This window comes from Microbacterium sp. MYb64 (assembly GCF_002979495.1).
Lineage (GTDB): Bacteria > Actinomycetota > Actinomycetes > Actinomycetales > Microbacteriaceae > Microbacterium > Microbacterium azadirachtae_A.
On record NZ_PCOW01000013.1, the window covers coordinates 95982 to 111515 of the forward strand.

Below are 15534 nucleotides of genomic sequence, written 5' to 3' on the forward strand. Positions count from 1 at the left end.
ATCGCCGTCTCCACGGCCCTGGCCGGGGCGTGACGCTGTCTGCAGGAACGGAGCCGATTCGAGCTCCGCAGGAGCAGAGAAGAGCAGATCATGGCCGACACCATCACCGTGCTGGGCAACGTCGCGTCCGACCCGGATCGGGGCGCCACGGCGACCGGCATCCCCACGCTGAGCTTCCGGATGGCCACCAACCATCGCCGCCCGGATGGTACGGGCGGCTGGATCGACGCGGGGACGAACTGGTTCGAGATCAGGGCGTACCGCGCCCTGGCCGAGAATGCCGAGGTCTCTCTCGCGAAGGGCGACGCGGTGGTGGTCGTGGGGCGGCTGAAGCTGCGCGAGTGGGATGCCAAGGACGGCAAGCGGATGAACGTGGAGATCGAGGCCGAGAGCATCGGACCGGATCTGCGGCGCGGGCGCAGCGTGTATCACCGGGTATCGCATCAGGCACCGTCCCGCGGAGATGGCGCGGTGGGCAGAGGAGGGGGAGCGGCGGTGGGCGGCGGCGGCGCCGGTGCCGGTGCCGCTGCCGGCGCGGGGCCGTCGGGAGGCCACGAGGGCGTCGATACCGGTGCGCCGGAGCCGGCGGTCGATGCATGGGCGACGCCGGGCGGCGATGCCACGCCGTTCTGACCGGACGAGAGGGCTGGTCGGCCGGGGATCGTCCCGGCCGAGCGCCGCCTAGACTCGTGGAGTGCGTGGATCCCAGGCTGTGCTCGTCCGAACACCCGTGATCCGTTCCCTCGCGCCCTTGGCGCTGCTCGCCGCGCTGGTCTTGAGCGGCTGCTCGGTGGGACCGTCGGCGCCATCGGCATCGCCTTCCGCGACGGCGAGCGCCGCGACCGCTGCACCGGCCGCGGCTCCCGTGCTGCACCCCGACGGCTCCGCGGAGGACAACCTTCCGCTGTTCTCCGCCGTCGTGGCGCGGGTCTGGGCGGGGGAGAGCCGGGTCAAGGGCGTGGCCTACATCGATGCGCTCACGGCTGCGGGATTCGCCCGGGCAGACATGCAGGTCACGGCGGATGAGACGACGGTGGGCAACCCCGCCGAGAGCATCCAGTTCTCCGTGCGATGGGGGCAGGACAAGTGCCTCGTCGGACAGGTCGGTCCGTCCACCGGGGATCCGGTCACGTCGGTGCTTCCTCAGGTGGACGGCGGCAAGTGCCTCATCGGCAAGACCGCACCTGTCGGGCCGTAGCCGTCCCGGGGAGGAAGGGCGCGCGCCCCGGGTAGGCTGGAGTGTCGATCCCACGGAATACCGTCGGAGAGCGACCCGCAGCCTCGCAACCGTCGTCATGACGACAGAAGGAGCGCCCTCGTGGCCGAATACATCTACTCCATGGTCCGCGCCCGCAAGGCCGTGGGCGACAAGCTCATCCTCGACGACGTCACCATGTCGTTCCTCCCGGGCGCGAAGATCGGCATGGTCGGCCCGAACGGCGCGGGCAAGTCGACGATCCTGAAGATCATGGCGGGCCTGGACACTCCCTCCAACGGCGAGGCCAAGCTCACGCCCGGATTCAGCGTGGGCATCCTCATGCAGGAACCGGAGCTCGACGAGTCCAAGACCGTGCTGGAGAACGTCCAGGAGGGTGTGGCGGTCAAGGCCAAGGTCGATCGCTTCAACGAGATCTCCGCCCTGATGGCGGACCCCGACGCCGACTTCGACGCGCTGCTCGCCGAGATGGGCGTGCTGCAGGAGGAGATCGACGCCGCCGACGGCTGGGACCTGGATTCCCAGCTTGAGCAGGCGATGGACGCGCTGCGCACGCCGCCGGCGGATGCTCCCGTGACCAATCTCTCCGGTGGTGAGAAGCGTCGCGTCGCCCTCGCGAAGCTGCTGCTGCAGAAGCCCGACCTGCTGCTGCTCGACGAGCCCACCAACCACCTCGACGCCGAGAGCGTGCTCTGGCTGGAGAAGCACCTCCAGGCCTACAAGGGCGCGGTGATCGCGATCACCCACGATCGATACTTCCTCGACAACATGGCGGAGTGGATCGCGGAGGTCGATCGCGGCCGCCTCATCGGCTACGAGGGCAACTACTCGACGTACCTCGAGAAGAAGGCAGAGCGCCTCGACATCCAGGGCAAGAAGGACGCGAAGCTCGCCAGGCGTCTCAAGGACGAGCTGGAGTGGGTGCGATCGAGCGCCAAGGGCCGCCAGACCAAGTCGAAGGCGCGCCTGGCCCGCTACGAGGAGATGGCGACGGAGGCGGAGCGGACGCGGAAGCTCGACTTCGAGGAGATCCAGATCCCCGCGGGTCCGCGTCTGGGCAGCGTCGTGATCGAGGCGAAGAAGCTGCAGAAGGGGTTCGACGGGCGCTCGCTCATCGACGGCCTCAGCTTCAGCCTGCCGCCGAACGGCATCGTCGGCGTGATCGGCCCGAACGGCGTCGGAAAGACCACGCTGTTCAAGACGATCGTGGGACTCGAGCCTCTCGACGGCGGCGACCTGAAGGTCGGCGAGACGGTCAAGGTCAGCTACGTCGACCAGTCCCGCGCGAACATCGACCCCGACAAGACCCTGTGGGAGGTCGTCTCCGACGGCCTGGACATCATGATGGTCGGCAAGATCGAGATCCCGTCCCGCGCCTACGTCTCGAAGTTCGGCTTCAAGGGCCCCGACCAGCAGAAGAAGGCCGGTGTGCTGTCCGGCGGTGAGCGCAACCGTCTGAACCTCGCCCTCACGCTCAAGGAGGGCGGCAATCTGCTGCTGCTCGACGAGCCGACCAACGACCTCGACGTCGAGACGCTGAGCTCCCTCGAGAACGCGCTGCTCGAGTTCCCCGGCTGCGCGGTGGTCATCACGCACGACCGGTGGTTCCTGGACCGGATCGCGACCCACATCCTCGCCTACGAGGGCACCGACGAGAACCCCGACCAGTGGTACTGGTTCGAGGGCAACTTCGAGGCCTACGAGCGCAACAAGATCGAGCGCCTCGGCGCAGATGCGGCCAGCCCGCACCGCTCCACGCACCGCAGGCTCACGCGTGACTGAGATCGCCGCTGCCGGCGCTCCCGACGCCGCGGCTCCCGACGGGGCCGCGGCGGGGGAGCGGCTGCACATCCCGATCCACCTGCGCTGGGGCGATCTCGACGCGTTCAACCACGTGAACAACACCTCGATGCTGAAGCTGCTCGAGGAAGCTCGGGTGCGGGCGTTCTGGCGGCCGGGCGAAGGGGAGCACGGCCCGAGCACAGCGGTGCTGAGCTCGGGGCTCGATGCCGGCGTGCTGACCCTCGTCGCGCGGCAGGAGATCGAGTACCTGGCGCCCGTGCCTTATCAGCGGCACCCGCTCGAGGTCCAGATGTGGTTCGGCAAGCTCGGCGGGTCCAGCATCGAGGTCTGCTACGAGGTCTACAACGACGCGGCGTTCGAGGACCGCGTGCTGTACGCGCGCTCGACCGCGGTGATCGTGCTGGTGGACGCGGCCACGGGCCGTCCCACGCGGATCGGCCCCGAGATGCGCGACGCCTGGTCGCCCTATTCCGGGCCGTCGATCGTCTACGCGCACCGCTGAGCGGCACGACGGCGGCTTCGCGCGCGCCGCGCAGTGAGGTGCGGGATCAGGCCTCGGGGACCCGGATCGTGATCTCCTGGGCGACGCTCGCCACGAGGGCGCCGCTGCGATCGTAGATCCGCCCTGTCGCGAGTCCCCGTCCTCCGCGCGCGTTCGGCGACTCCTGCACGTACAGCAGCCAGTCGTCGACGCGTCCGGGGCGGTGCCACCACATGGCGTGGTCCAGGCTCGCGACCTTCAAACCGGGCACGTTCCAGCTGAGGCCGTGCGCGCGCAGGATCGACTCCTGGATCGACATGTCGCTGAGATACGCGAGCGCCGCGCGGTGCAGAGCCGGGTCGTCGGGGAACGGGGCGCGCAAGCGCATCCACACCGCCTGGTGCGCGGACTCCTCCGCCCCCGCCTGGCCGAACAGCGGTCCCTCCACGTGCCGCATGTCGACCGGGCGGTCGATGAGCATGCGCTTCGACAGCGGGTGGATCCCGTCGGACAGCTCCTCGTCCGGGGCGAGGTCCTCCGGACTCGGGATCCCTTCCGGCATCGGTTCGGCGTGATCGATGCCGGGGTTCTCGTCCTGGAACGACGCGATCATCGAGAAGATCGGCACGCCGTTCTGATACGCCTGGGCTCGTCGGGTCGAGAAGGAACGACCGTCGTGGATGCGGTCGACCGCGAACGTCAGTCCCTGCGAGGCGTCCCCGGCACGGAGGAAGTAGCCGTGCATCGAGTGCGGGACGCGGCCGTCGGGCATCGTCCGCTCCGCCGCGATGATGGACTGGCCGAGCACCTGTCCGCCGTAGATCCGTCCGGTCGGCATCGGATGCGAGACGCCCGTGAAGATGTCCTCGGTCGTGCGTGCATCGGAGGAGTCGAGATCGAGGATCCCCCGCAGCATCTCGACCGATCGGCGGGCGTGCTCGTCGTGCGTCATGGGATCCTCTCGGCGGCTGCCGCGACACACCGGGGGACCCGTCGCGACCGGTTGCTAGTTTAGAGGGCGTGCCAACGCCCCTGATCCTCGCCGATGCCGACACCGCGCGTGATGCGCTCACCTTCGTCTCCCGGGCCGGTCGCGCCGGCGACGAAGGCGTCAGGCTGCAAGCCGACGGAGGGGTGCTCGCGATGACGGCAGCGGCGCTCGTGCCGCAGACGCTGTTCGATGCGACGCCGACGATCCTCGCGATGCGGATCGTCCGGGCCGACCCCGAGCTGCGCTGCGACATCGTGATCGACGAGCTCACCACCACCGACGACCCTCGCGCCCTCGCGCTGCCCGACACCGGTCGCAGCCCCTCCTGGGCCGGCGTCGCGCCGCCACGGAGCGGTTGGACGCCGGTCGGGACGCTGGGTGCCGACGTCATCGCACAGCGCGCCCAGTGGGGCATCTCGGCGGTCGCGCACGGATCCCCGGCCGGCGCGGGCGAGGATGCGGTCCGCGCGCTGCGCGCCGCGATCTGGGGCGAGCCGGATGAGGACCTCCTCGGCCTGCCGCGCGGCATCGCCTTCGCCGCGCACGCCTTCGGCTTCATCTCCGGCGCCGAGCAGGTGCCGATCACGACCTCGGGGCGGTGGACGCGTCTCGCATTCTCGCGCGGGCACGTGCTCAGCCGCGGCCCCGCTGCGGTGGGGCTCACCGCGGTACGGGCCACGGGCAGCGCCGGCTGAGGCCGGTCGCGCCGCCGAGGCCGTCAGCGCCGGACGACGGTGATCGTCGGCGCTGAGGCGAGGCTCTGCCCGACGACGCAGTAGCGCTCGGTCGAGGCGGCGATCCGCTGCAGGCGGCCGTCGTCGGCGTCGCTGTCGATCGTGATCGTGACGGAGATCTCGCCGACCCCGACCGGCGCCTCCCGGTCCAGCCCCAGCGTCCCGCGCGCGTCCCAGTGGCACTCCGCGGTGAGCCGGACGTTCTCCACCGTCACGCCCATCGCCGTCGTCACGGCGCGGAACGTTACCCCGACGCACCCCAGCAGAGCCTGCATGAGGAGGTCCGCCGAGCACGCATCGGCTCCGTCGCCGCCGGTCGCGGGATGCTGCCCGGCGCGGACAGGGCCCGCCCATCCGTCGATGGTCGCGGTGATGCCGGGATCCCGGTAGTCCCCGGTCGCCCCGGAGACGACGCGGGCGCTGCCCGGATCCTGGCGGTAGCGCTCCTTGAGCGGCGCCTGGCGCGCTCTCAGCTCTTCAGCGTCCATGTCGCGATCCTGGCACCCCGACCGTGCGGGGTCCAGGGCCGCGGGTGGATGTCAGACCGCGTGCGCCGCCGCGCGCCCGGCCTGGCGTCCCGAGAACAGGCACCCGCCGAGGAAGGTTCCCTCCAGCGCGCGGTACCCGTGCACCCCGCCGCCGCCGAAACCGCTCGCCTCGCCCGCGGCGTACAGCCCCGGCACGGGATCGCCGCCGGCGTCCAGAGCGCGCCCGTCCAGATCCGTCTCGATGCCGCCGAGTGACTTGCGGGTGATGACCCGCAGCCGCACTGCGATCAGCGGCCCGGCGGATGCGTCCTGCAGGCGGTGCGGGGATGCCGTGCGGATCAGCCGGTCTCCGCGGTAGGCGCGCGCCGACCGCAGCATCGCGATCTGCGCGTCCTTGGTGAAGTCGTTGTCGATCTCGCGGTCGCGCGCGACGACCTCCTCGCGCACCCGGTCGGGGTCCAACGCATCCCCGCCCGGGAGCTCCTGCATGCGGGCGATCAGCCGGCCGAGGTCGTCCTCCACGACGAAGTCCTCGCCCTTGTCCAGGAACGCCTGCACCGGATCCGTGGGCCCCTTCGCGAGCCTGGAGCGCACGAGGAGCGGCACGTCCTTGCCGGTGAGATCTGGATTCTGCTCGCTGCCGGACAGCGCGAACTCCTTCTCCACGATCTGCCGCGTCGTCACGAACCAGGAGTGATCGTGCCCGGTCGCACGCAGATGGGCCAGGGTGCCGAGCGTGTCGAATCCGGGGAACAGCGGCACGGGGAGGCGGGCGCCGGTCGCGTCCAGCCAGAGCGACGACGGGCCGGGCAGGATCCTGATGCCGTGGCCGGGCCAGACCGGATCCCAGTTGCGGATGCCCTCGACGTAGTGCCACATGCGATCGCCGTTGATGAGTCGGGCGCCCGCCGTCGCGGACACCGCCTGCATCGAGCCGTCGACGTAGGCGGGAACCCCGGTGAGCATGTCCGCGGGCGGCGTGCCGAGGCGCGCGGGCCACGCGGCACGCACGAGGTCGTGGTTGCCGCCGATGCCGCCCGAGGTCACGATCGTCGCCCCTGCGGCGATCTCGAACGTGCCGATGGTCTCGCGGTCGCTCTGCACGCCGCGCGCCGCCGCGGACGATGCGAGGATGTCACCCTGCGCGCCCGTGACGACGCCGTCCTGGACCGCGAGGGCCGTCACGCGATGCCGGGGGAGGACCACCAGATGCCCTGTCTTCTCGGCCTGTTCGAGGGCGGTCTGGAACGGCGCGACGATGCCGGGGCCGGTGCCCCAGGTGATGTGGAAGCGGGGGACCGAGTTGCCGGGTCCCAGAGCGCCGTAGCCGCCGCGCTCGGCCCAGCCCACCACGGGGAAGAAGCCCACCCCGCGCTCTCGGAGCCAGGACCGCTTCTCGCCGCTCGCGAACTGGAGATAGGCCTCGGCCCAGCGCCGCGGCCATGCGTCCTCTTCGCGGTCGAACCCCGCGTTCCCGAACCAGTCCTGCCGGGCCAGCTCGTAGGAGTCGGAGATGCCCATGCGGCGCTGCTCGGGGGAGTCGACGAGGAACAGCCCACCGAAGGACCACCAGGCCTGCCCGCCCAGGTTCGTGCGCGGCTCCTGATCCAGGACGATCACGCGCCTGCCTGCGGCGATCGCCTCCGCAGCCGCGACGAGGCCGGACAGGCCCCAGCCGATGACGAGGACGTCCGTGGAGTGGGTGGTCGTGGTCGCGGTCATGAGATCTCCGTCGAACTCGGTGTGCGTGCGGCGCCCCGCTAGAGGACGGGGCGCCCGTCTGGGGTCGGTGCGCCCGCCGCGCTCGCGCGGCTCGGCTCGAATGTATTTACCATCGCATGCGCGGCGCGCTCGAGGTAGTCCCACAGCGTCGCCTCGTGGATCGGCGAGAGCTGCGCATCGTCGACCGCCGTGCGCATGCAGCGCAGCCAGCGGTCGCGGGCGTCCGGATCGACGTGGAAAGGCATGTGCCGCATCCGCAGCCGCGGGTGTCCCCGCTGCTCGCCGTAGGTGGTGGGCCCGCCCCAGTACTGCTCTAGGAACATGCGGAGCCGGTCTGCGGCCGGACCGAGGTCCTCCTCGGGGTACATCGGCTTCAGCACGGGATCGAGGGCGACCTCACGATAGAAGACCTCGACGAGACGCTGGAACGTCGCGTGGCCGCCGACCTCGTCGTAGAAGGACACCGGCTCGGTCATCGTTCGTCTCCAGGGGTCTGCGGATCCTGCGGGCTCTGCGGATCGGGGAGGGGCGGGAGGGGCAGGCTCTGCGGCGCCGACGGAGGAGTCTTCGGCTTCTCGGTCTTCTCGGCCTTCTTCGGCGTGGGAGTGGTCGGAGCGGGCTTGGTGCGCGGCGGCGGCGTGACCGTGGCGGGCTTCTCATCCTCGGTCTTCTTCTTGCGCCAGAATCCGCGCTCCGGCACCCTGGGGGCGGTCGCGACGGGGTTCGGACGGGTGCGCGGCGGGTTGGCTCCGTGCACGCGGCGGGCGCCTTCGGGGCCGGCGAGCTGCACCGTGGCCATGCTCGGGACGGTCAGCTCCATGCCGAGCATGGTGTCGCGCAGCCGCATCCGCAGCTCCTGGGCGACGTCGTCCATCGCGTTCGTGCGGGTCTTGATGACGACCCGGACCACGAGGGCGTCGCCGTCGATCGACTCCAGCCCCCAGATCTCGGGTTTCTCGATGATGCGGGTGCGCCACTTCGGATCCTTCGCGAGGCCCTGTGCGGCGGCGAGCAGCGCGTCCTCGACCGCGGGGACGTCCGCGTCGGCCGGCACGCCGAGATCGATGATCGCGCGAGCCCAGCCCTGCGACATGTTGCCGATCCGGGTGATCTCGCCGTTGCGCACGTACCAGAGGGTGCCGTTCGCGTCGCGCACCTGCGTGATGCGCACGCTCACGTACTCGACGACGCCGGAGGCGAGACCCAGGTCGACCACGTCGCCGATTCCGACCTGATCCTCGGCCACGAGGAACATGCCGTTCAGGACGTCCTTGACGATGTTCTGGGCGCCGAAACCGAGGCCCGCGCCGACCGCGGCGGTGAGCAGGGTCAGGGACCCCAGCAGATTGGGTTCGATGATGTTCACGATCAGGACGAGCGCGACCACCACGAGGATCACATTGACGATGTTCTGCAGGATCGTGCCGAGCGTCCTCGTTCGCTGCACGAGCCGCATGTCCGCGAGCGGGGAGCGTTCGAGCGCTCTCGTGTCCGTGACCTCGGCCTTCGATTTGGCACCCGCGACGATCCGGCGCACGATCCGTCGGATGACGAAGCGGAGCGCGTAGGCGATCGCGGTGCACACGACGATCGTCACGGCGCTCCAGAGCGCTTTCATGCCGATATCGCCGAGGACGGTGAGGATCTGGGTCCACGCGTCGGCGGCCTTCTCTGCCTGAGTTGCCATGGGGACGATATTCATCGTTCACGATCCTAAGACCGGGGCCTTGGCGGGTTCTGAACAGCCACGGCGCTTCGTCGGGAGCCACCCGGTGCGGCGGGGAACGGCGAAGGGCCGGAAGGAGCGAACTCCTTCCGGCCCTTCGGCTCGTCGCTCTGGGCGCGTCAGCTCTGCGCGTCCGCGGCCACGGCCTCGACGGTCTCGGCGTCGAGGGCCTGGGCGGCAAGTGCGCGCTCGACGTCGGCGAGGTTCTCGAACACGAGGCGGCGGAGTGCGGGCGCGGCGTCCTGGTGGGCGGAGAGCCAGGCGCGGGTCGCGTCGCGCAGGGCGACGTTCGCGAGCGCCTTCGGGTACAGGCCCACGATCAGGTAGTTCGCAACCTGGAAGGTGCGGCCCTCCCAGATCGAGATCAGGGCGTCGAAGTACTGCGCGACGAACGGCTCGAGCAGTGCGACTCCGGCCGGGTGCGTGAAGCCGAGCGCCGCGGAGCGGACGATCGTGTTGGACAGGTCGTCGTGCTCGACGAGCGAGGACCACGCGGCCTGCTTGTCCTCGGGCGTCGGCAGCGCCGCGCGGGCCTGTGCGGCGAACTCCCCGCCCTTGGCGGTGTTGTCGCCTGCCAGTGCGGCGTCGATCGCCCCGCCGTCGACGGCGCCGACCGTGGCGAGGCCGACGAGCAGCTGCCAGGAGAGGTCGGTGTCGATCGTGAGGCCGTCGAGCGTCAGCGCGCCGTCGCGGAGGCGGCGGACGACATCGGCGTGCTCGGGCGTGGTGAGCGAATTCGCGAACGCCGTGACGAACTGCAGCTGGCTGTCGGATGCGGCCTCCGCGCCCTGGGCGAGCGTCCACAGGCCGTCCGCCACGCGGGTGCGGGCGGCGGACCGGTGCTCCGGCGTCACGTACAGCGCGGCCGCGGTCTGCAGCTGGCTGAGCGTGGTGCGCACCGTGGTCGACTCGGTCTCGCGGCCGATGTTGCCGAGCACGAGGTCGATGTAGTCGCTCGCGGCGCTCTCGGCGTCGCGGGTCTGGTCCCACGCCGCGCCCCACACGAGCGAGCGGGCGAGCGGGTCGCTGATGTCGGCGAGGTGCGCGACGGCGGTCGCGAGGGAGCGCTCGTCGAGACGGATCTTCGCGTAGGCGAGGTCCTCGTCGTTGAGCAGCACGAGGTCAGGGCGCTTCAGGCCCTGCAGCTCGGGGATCTCGGTGCGGTCGCCGTCGACGTCCACCTCGACGTGGTGGGTGCGCACGAGGGAGCCTGCGGCGTCGAGGTTGTAGAACCCGATGCCCAGGCGGTGCGGGCGGATCGTCGGGTAGTCCGCCGGCGCGGTCTGGGTGACCGCGAAGCGCGAGATGGAGCCGTCCCCGGCCTCCGCGATGACCGGTGCGAGCGTGTTGACGCCCGCGGTCTCCAGCCACTTCTTGGACCAGACCGTGAGGTCGCGACCGCTGGTCCGCTCCAGCTCGACGAGCAGGTCGCCGAGCTCGGTGTTCTGCCAGGAGTGCTTCTTGAAGTACTCGGACACGCCGGCGAAGAACGCCTCGATGCCCACCCAGGCGGCGAGCTGCTTGAGGACGGATCCGCCCTTGGCGTAGGTGATGCCGTCGAAGTTCACCTGCACGTCGTCGAGGTCATTGATCTCGGCGACGACGGGGTGCGTGGAGGGGAGCTGGTCCTGACGGTAGGCCCAGGTCTTCTCCATTGCGTTGAAGGTCGTCCACGCCTCGGTCCACTCGGTGGCCTCGGCGGTCGCGATGGTCGACGCCCACTCGGCGAACGACTCGTTCAGCCAGAGGTCGTTCCACCACTTCATGGTGACGAGGTCGCCGAACCACATGTGCGCGAGCTCGTGCAGGATCGTGACGACGCGGCGCTCCTTGACGGCGTCGGTCACCTTGCTGCGGAAGACGTAGGTCTCGGTGAAGGTCACCGCACCCGCGTTCTCCATGGCGCCGGCGTTGAACTCCGGAACGAAGAGCTGGTCGTACTTCGCGAACGGGTACGGGACCCCGAACTTCTCCTCGTAATAGGCGAAGCCCTCACGGGTCTTGTCGAAGATGTAGTCGGCGTCGAGGTGCTCCCACAGGCTCTTGCGCCCGTAGACGCCGAGCGGGATCACGCGGCCGGATGCGCTCGTCAGCTCCGAGAAGGTCTCCTCGTAGGGGCCGGCGATGATCGCGGTGATGTACGACGAGATCCGCGGGGTGGGCTCGAAGCCCCAGGTGGCGACCGCGCCGGTCTCCTCCGATGCGGACCCGTTCGAGACGTCATGACGGATCGGCTCGGGGGTGGGGGAGTTAGAGACGACCTTCCACGCTGCGGGCGCGGTGATCGTGAACTGGAACGTCGCCTTCAGATCGGGCTGCTCGAACACGGCGAAGACGCGACGGGAGTCGGGGACCTCGAACTGCGAGTAGAGGTAGACCTCGCCGTCGACGGGGTCGACGAAGCGGTGCAGGCCCTCGCCGGTGTTCGTGTACTCGCAGTCGGCGTCGACGACGAGCACGTTCTCCGAGGCCAGGCCGTCGAGCGCGATCCGCGAGTCGGCGTACGCCGAGGTCGGGTCGATCTGCTCGCCGTTCAGGGTGATCTCGCGCACCTCGCGCGCGATCAGGTCGATGAAGGTCGCGGATCCCTCGGCGGCGCTGAAGCGCACCACGCTGCGGGATCCGAACACCTCCGCGCCCTTGGTCAGGTCGAGCGCGATCTCGTACGACTCGGTGTCGACGATCGCGCGGCGCTCCTGCGCCTCGATGCGGGTGAGGTTCTCTCCAGGCACTGCTCTGACTCCCAGGGGTGAGGGTTTCGGCCGCAAGATCCGCGCTGCTGGCGCCGGCGGCAACCGTCCCAGCCTACGCCAGAGCGCGTCTCGCATGATTCCGCGGGCTCCCACCGGCTTCCGCCGGCCGCTGCGGCGGCGCTCGGCGGCGGCAAAGGAACTTCAGGGGAAGATAGGAGGGTGAGTGCTCGAAATGTGACCGCAGCAACCGTTCCCTTCGCCTCCGCGCCCGCCGCGAGCGGGCCCGAGTTCGTCGAGACGCCCGTCGCGTATGACGGCATCCTGCTCGCAGGATTCGGCGGACCCGAGGGGCAGGACGACGTGATCCCGTTCCTGCGAAATGTCACCCGCGGCCGCGGCATCCCGGATGAGCGGCTCGAGGAAGTCGCGCATCACTATCGGCACTTCGGGGGCGTCAGCCCGATCAACGCGCAGAACCGCGCGCTCAAGGCCGCACTCGAATCCGAGCTCGTGCGTCGCGGGATCGACCTCCCGGTGTACTGGGGCAACCGCAACTGGGCTCCCTACCTGTCCGACGCCGTGACCGAGGCGTCCGAGAGCGGCGACACGACGCTGCTGGCGTTCGCGACGAGCGCGTACAGCTCCTTCTCCAGTTGCCGTCAGTACCGCGAGGACTTCGCCCGCGTGCTGGACGAGACCGGTCTCGGTGAGACCGTGACGATCGACAAGATCCGTCCGTTCTACGACCACCCCGGGTTCGTGACGTCCTTCGTCGAGGGCGTGCGCGACGCGATCACCGCCTTCACGGCGGACGGCGCCGATGCCGCGGCGATCCAGGTCCTCTTCACCACGCACAGCGTTCCCACCGACGACGCGCTGCGCTCCGGCCCCCGCGACGTCGACTGGGGCAGCGGCGGCGCCTACGCCGCGCAGCACGAGGCCGTCGCGGCGTGGGTCATGAGCCGCGTGGCCGAGCTACTTCCGAGCGCGGCCGACGTCCCGTGGGAGCTCGTGTACCAGTCCCGTTCGGGCCCCGCATCACAGCCCTGGCTCGAGCCCGACATCTGCGACGTGATCGAGGAGCTGCCCGCTCGAGGGCGCACCGCGGTCGCCGTGGTCCCGCTCGGCTTCGTGAGCGACCACATGGAGGTGCTCTGGGATCTCGACACCGAGGCGAAGGACGCGGCCGCGGAGGCGGGCCTCGCCTTCATCCGCACGCCGACGCCCGGAGTGTCGGACTCCTTCGTGGCGGGGATCGTGGACCTCATCCAGGAGCGGCTGGAGGGGCGCCCTGCTGCGGACCGCGCGCACGTGACGGCGCTCGGCCCGGCGTTCGACGTGTGCCGTCCCGGGTGCTGCGAGAACATCCGGGCGGGGTTCAAGCCGGCCGCGGCGGGCATCGCGCCCTGATCGGTCCCCAGGGCCGCGTCACGCCGCCTCGCGTCGGTCGCGCCGCTCCGTAGGATTGAGCCATGCGCATCCACATCGCCACCGATCACGCCGGTCTCGAGTTCTCCACGCAGCTGCAGCATCACCTCGCCGAGGCGGGGCATGAGGTCGTGGACCACGGGCCCGTCGAGTACGACGCTCTGGACGACTACCCGGCGTTCTGCATCCGCGCGGCGCAGGCGACGATCGACGACCAGCGTGCGGGCGTCGAGGCGCTCGGCGTGGTGTTCGGCGGATCGGGCAACGGCGAGCAGATCGCGGCGAACAAGGTCGAGGGCATCCGTGCGGCCCTGGTGTGGAGCATCGCGACCGCCGAGCTCGCGCGGGAGCACAACGACGCCAACGTGATCGCGATCGGCGCGCGCCAGCACACCTTCGACGAGGTCGCCGGCTTCATCGACCGCTTCATCGCCACGCCGTTCTCGAACGAGGAGCGGCACGTGCGCCGGATCGCGCAGATCGCCGACTTCGAGCGCGACGGATCCCTGCTCCCGGACCCGCGCGCCTGATGCCCGAGGGCCATTCCGTCCACCGGATCGCGCGACAGTTCGCGCGCAACTTCGTCGGCAAGCCCGTCGTCGCGTCGAGCCCCCAGGGCCGATTCGCCGAGGGTGCCGCGCTGCTCGACGGTCGCGCAGTGGAGAGCGTGCAGGCCGTGGGCAAGCAGATGTTCCTCGAGACCGAGGGGGATCTGTGGCTGCGCGTGCACCTGGGGCTCTACGGCGCCTGGGACTTCTCCGGCGAGATCCTGGTGGATCCGACCATCGCCTCGGCGAACGGGCGGATGGGCCAGACGAATCAGCGCGGCACGGATCTCGACGAGGCGCCGATCCTGGACGATGCCGGCGAGAACTCGCTGGCGTCCATCGGTGCTCCGCGGAAGACCCGCGTGCATGTGCGCATGTCCGAGGCGACGAAGGGCCTCGCGGACGAAGGCGCCGAATGGCCGCCGCCCGTGGTGGGGCAGGTGCGCCTGCGCCTCATGACGGACGCGACCTGCGCGGATCTGCGCGGGCCGACAGCGTGTGTGCTGCAGACGCCGGATGAGATGCTGGCGACGGTCGCGAAGCTCGGACCGGATCCGCTCGTTGGCGACGTCGACGCGGGGGAGGAGCGCTTCGTGGCCGCGGTGCGGCGCCGGGCTGTGCCGATCGCACTCCTGCTCATGGACCAGTCCGTGGTCAGCGGTATCGGCAATGTGTATCGAGCGGAGCTCCTGTTCCGTGCGCAGCTGAACCCGCACACCCCGGGGCGCGATGTGCCGGAGGAGACCGTGCGCGCGCTCTGGCGCGACTGGGTGCGTCTGCTCGCGATCGGCGTCGAGACGGGTCAGATGATGACCATGGACGATCTCACGTCCGACCAGTATCGGGCGGCCATGGCGCATCGCGACGACCGGCACTGGGTGTACCACCGCACGGGGTTGCCGTGTCGTGTGTGCGGCACCGACATCGTTCTCGAGGAGATCGGCGCCCGCAAGCTGTACTGGTGCCCGCGCTGTCAGGCGTGAGCGGGCGCGATCGCTTCTGACTGTTTCTGCTTGGTCGGCGGCGCGCTCCTCGACTGCCTGACCCGGCCTCAATTGGGGTGGGTTCAGGCGGCGGGGTGGAATCGTTTGGGTGGTGGGTCGATGTCGCCCCACGCGTATCTCAGGGGAAGTCTCTTGTGCAGCACGGACTGTTCCCCGTCGGGGTGGTGCAGGACGAAGTCGTCCTTGCGGTGGCGGGTGATGTGCCATTGTCCGTGGTGGAGTTGCATGTGGTGGAACCGGCAGAGCAGGATCCCGCGGTCGATGTCGGTGCGGCCGTTGTCGCGGGCCCATTCGTCGATGTGGTGGGCTTCGCAGTAGGACGCGGGTCTGTCGCATCCGGTCCATCGGCATCCGCCGTCGCGGATGGCGAGTGCGATGCGTTGTTTCGGGGTGAACAGGCGTGATTCCCGCCCCACGTCGAGCGGGTTCCCGGACGCATCCGCAGTGACCGGGATGGTCCCGGTGTCGCAGATCCGTCGTTCCACGACCGCCGCGGGGAGGGCGGTGAGGCCGTCCTCGGTGACCGCGACCCGGTTAGGCGCGCCGTCGGCGATCTGCTGGACGAGCCGCACTCCGGCCTGCCGGGTGCCGAACACCGCGGCCGGGTCGGCGAGCGCCCCGGCGCGGATGAGGTCGAGGAGCAGGTCATAGGACAGCTGATCATTCGTGCGTGGATCCACGGACAACTCAGCGGCGGACG

At 70.2% G+C, this 15534-nt stretch carries 15 protein-coding genes; 8 read left to right on the forward strand and 7 right to left on the reverse strand.

The window, feature by feature from the left end; genetic code table 11:
* Positions 1-90 precede the first annotated feature (90 nt).
* The 4 genes from CQ044_RS12795 to CQ044_RS12810 all read left to right on the forward strand — a co-directional run bounded on the left by CQ044_RS12795 (position 91) and on the right by CQ044_RS12810 (position 3521).
* A complete protein-coding gene (locus CQ044_RS12795; RefSeq protein ID WP_105688816.1) occupies positions 91-633 on the forward strand; it encodes a single-stranded DNA-binding protein in 543 nt (180 codons plus the stop codon).
* Positions 634-694: 61 nt separating this feature from the next.
* Positions 695-1198 (forward strand): DUF6993 domain-containing protein, encoded by a 504-nt coding sequence (locus CQ044_RS12800; protein ID WP_258133296.1) that lies wholly within the window; start codon positions 695-697, stop codon positions 1196-1198.
* 120 nt (positions 1199-1318) lie between these two features.
* Complete coding sequence (ettA, locus tag CQ044_RS12805; RefSeq protein ID WP_105688817.1) at positions 1319-2998, forward strand: energy-dependent translational throttle protein EttA; 1680 nt, start codon at positions 1319-1321, stop codon at positions 2996-2998.
* A gap of 1 nt (position 2999) precedes the next feature.
* A complete protein-coding gene (locus CQ044_RS12810; protein WP_258133300.1) occupies positions 3000-3521 on the forward strand; it encodes a thioesterase family protein in 522 nt (173 codons plus the stop codon).
* A 46-nt stretch (positions 3522-3567) separates the two neighbouring features.
* Here CQ044_RS12810 and CQ044_RS12815 read toward each other — a convergent pair whose 3' ends face one another.
* Positions 3568-4452 carry an acyl-CoA thioesterase II gene (locus CQ044_RS12815; RefSeq protein WP_105688818.1) on the reverse strand — a complete coding sequence of 295 codons (885 nt, stop codon included), beginning with the start codon at positions 4450-4452 and terminating at the stop codon, positions 3568-3570.
* Between the two features lie 68 nt (positions 4453-4520).
* Between CQ044_RS12815 and CQ044_RS12820 the strand changes: the two genes are divergently transcribed.
* Positions 4521-5186: a hypothetical protein gene (locus CQ044_RS12820; protein WP_105688819.1), complete on the forward strand. Its 666-nt coding sequence runs from the start codon at positions 4521-4523 to the stop codon at positions 5184-5186.
* A 23-nt stretch (positions 5187-5209) separates the two neighbouring features.
* On the opposite strand, the gene CQ044_RS12825 is transcribed toward CQ044_RS12820, so the two are convergent.
* The 5 genes from CQ044_RS12825 to pepN all read right to left on the reverse strand — a co-directional run bounded on the left by CQ044_RS12825 (position 5210) and on the right by pepN (position 11893).
* Complete coding sequence (locus CQ044_RS12825) at positions 5210-5713, reverse strand: OsmC family protein (protein WP_105688820.1); 504 nt, start codon at positions 5711-5713, stop codon at positions 5210-5212.
* Between the two features lie 51 nt (positions 5714-5764).
* Positions 5765-7435 carry an FAD-binding dehydrogenase gene (locus CQ044_RS12830; protein WP_105688821.1) on the reverse strand — a complete coding sequence of 557 codons (1671 nt, stop codon included), beginning with the start codon at positions 7433-7435 and terminating at the stop codon, positions 5765-5767.
* A gap of 38 nt (positions 7436-7473) precedes the next feature.
* Positions 7474-7911: a globin gene (locus tag CQ044_RS12835; RefSeq protein ID WP_105688822.1), complete on the reverse strand. Its 438-nt coding sequence runs from the start codon at positions 7909-7911 to the stop codon at positions 7474-7476.
* A complete protein-coding gene (locus CQ044_RS12840; protein WP_258133297.1) occupies positions 7908-9122 on the reverse strand; it encodes a mechanosensitive ion channel family protein in 1215 nt (404 codons plus the stop codon). The genes CQ044_RS12835 and CQ044_RS12840 overlap by 4 nt, the downstream gene beginning before the upstream one ends.
* A gap of 158 nt (positions 9123-9280) precedes the next feature.
* On the reverse strand, positions 9281-11893 hold the full coding sequence (pepN, locus tag CQ044_RS12845; RefSeq protein WP_105688824.1) for an aminopeptidase N: 2613 nt from the start codon (positions 11891-11893) through the stop codon (positions 9281-9283).
* A gap of 195 nt (positions 11894-12088) precedes the next feature.
* Here pepN and CQ044_RS12850 point away from each other — a divergent pair, with 195 nt between their 5' ends.
* The 3 genes from CQ044_RS12850 to CQ044_RS12860 all read left to right on the forward strand — a co-directional run bounded on the left by CQ044_RS12850 (position 12089) and on the right by CQ044_RS12860 (position 14813).
* Positions 12089-13264, forward strand: a complete 1176-nt coding sequence (locus tag CQ044_RS12850; protein ID WP_258133298.1) for a ferrochelatase — start codon at positions 12089-12091, stop codon at positions 13262-13264.
* A 62-nt stretch (positions 13265-13326) separates the two neighbouring features.
* On the forward strand, positions 13327-13812 hold the full coding sequence (locus CQ044_RS12855) for a ribose-5-phosphate isomerase (RefSeq protein ID WP_045270215.1): 486 nt from the start codon (positions 13327-13329) through the stop codon (positions 13810-13812).
* Positions 13812-14813, forward strand: coding sequence for an Fpg/Nei family DNA glycosylase (locus CQ044_RS12860; RefSeq protein WP_105688826.1), 1002 nt, complete (start codon positions 13812-13814; stop codon positions 14811-14813). The genes CQ044_RS12855 and CQ044_RS12860 overlap by 1 nt, the downstream gene beginning before the upstream one ends.
* An 83-nt stretch (positions 14814-14896) precedes the next feature.
* Here CQ044_RS12860 and CQ044_RS12865 read toward each other — a convergent pair.
* On the reverse strand, positions 14897-15534 hold a 638-nt coding region (locus CQ044_RS12865), incomplete at its 5' end, for an HNH endonuclease signature motif containing protein (protein WP_146116789.1).